This is a genomic window from Moorena sp. SIO2C4 (assembly GCF_010672485.1).
Taxonomy (GTDB): domain Bacteria; phylum Cyanobacteriota; class Cyanobacteriia; order Cyanobacteriales; family Coleofasciculaceae; genus Moorena; species Moorena producens.
In genome coordinates this window covers 1-1,413 of the sequence record NZ_JAAHGN010001450.1, presented here as the reverse complement: position 1 = coordinate 1,413, position 1,413 = coordinate 1, and the positions used below count along the sequence as shown (strand labels likewise).

Sequence of the window (1,413 nt, the reverse complement as noted above, 5' to 3'; positions counted from 1 at the left end):
ACCCTTTAAAGAAGGAGGACTTTTGAGATTTTCCAAACCGAAAACCCGTATGAAACCCAACTATCGACGTTGTCTTAGCTGCCGGAAAGTAGCACCAAAACAGGAGTTTTGGCGTATTGTCCGAGTCTATCCGTCACGAAAGGTACAATTAGATCAGGGTATGGGTCGTTCGGCTTACTTATGTCCTCAACTGAGTTGCCTAGCGGCGGCTCAAAAGAAAAACCGACTGGGGCGATCACTGCGTGCATCGGTGCCAAAAAATCTGTACGAAACTTTATGGCAGCGTTTAGCTACCATGCCAACCAAACCCAATTTAGGTAATTAAAGGGTGAATCTAGCCGAAAAAGCTTCCATGTATGTTCGTCCGGCGAACATAAGTAATCGTTAGGATAGAAAGGAAGTCATTAGTTCTATTGATGCTCTGGTTTCTTAAGGAGGTGAATTTACTTTGATTATACGCTAGCTACCTTTAAAGGCATACGCGCTGATTAGGCGGTTTAACCGAACCGTCAATGTTGAATGCTGCTTGGCTTTTTTCACAGGAAAGAAGCACGCGATAATAGATAAACTTATCAAACTACCGTTGAGGTGAACACACCAACGAAAAAGCATGGATGGTTGATTATCTGTTGAGCATCGCTTATCTTATCGTTTAAGCTTTCCAATAAAGCTTGATCAAGTAAAAAGTCATTCGAGTAGTTGAGTATGGTTTAACAACAAGTAGGTACGACAGGGGAATAGTGCATGAACAGCGGCAAAGTCAGAATTTACGAATTATCACGGGAATTGAATTTGGACAACAAGGAAATTTTGAGCATCTGTGAAGGACTCAATATTGCAGTTAAAAGTCACAGTAGCACGATTACAGAATCGGATGCCCAACGGATTCGCACGACAGCCGAAAAATATTCTGACCAACTAGCAGCTGTAAGCAATAGCGAAGGTGAGTCATCGGCAAATAAAGGTTCTAAGTTAAGCTCTGGTAAATTAGTTCGACGTCCCAAAGGGGAGCGGAAGCAGCAAATTGTGGAGCTTCGTAAGCACAAACGCAGTTCTGGCAATACTTCTAGCCAGAGAAGTAATCAAATGGCAATCCCACCCCAACCTCCCATCAAGCCGACTGCTATACCCCCACGTCAGCCTAGCACTCTCAATCGACCTAAGCAGGTCACTGAACAGGAGACCAAGATTAAGCAGGATACTAAACCAGAACCAGCCGCTAAATCAGAACTAGCCGCTAAACCAGAACTAGCCGCTAAACCAGAACCAGCCGCTAAATCAGAACTAGCCGCTAAACCAGAACTAGCCGCTAAACCAGAACTAGCCGCTAAACCAGAACCAGCCGCTAAACCAGAACCAGCCGCTAAACCAGAACTAGCCGCTAAACCAGAACTAGCCGCTAAACCAGAACCA

Annotated in this window: 2 protein-coding genes; both read left to right on the top strand. The window is 44.7% G+C overall.

Annotation, left to right across the window (positions count from 1 at the left end; genetic code table 11):
• Positions 1–49 precede the first annotated feature (49 nt).
• Positions 50–325: a YlxR family protein gene (locus F6K20_RS38500; protein WP_044492698.1), complete on the top strand. Its 276-nt coding sequence runs from the start codon at positions 50–52 to the stop codon at positions 323–325.
• Positions 326–744: 419 nt separating this feature from the next.
• Positions 745–1,413 (top strand): translation initiation factor IF-2 N-terminal domain-containing protein (locus tag F6K20_RS38495; protein WP_287298442.1); only part of this gene is annotated, 669 nt, incomplete at its 3' end.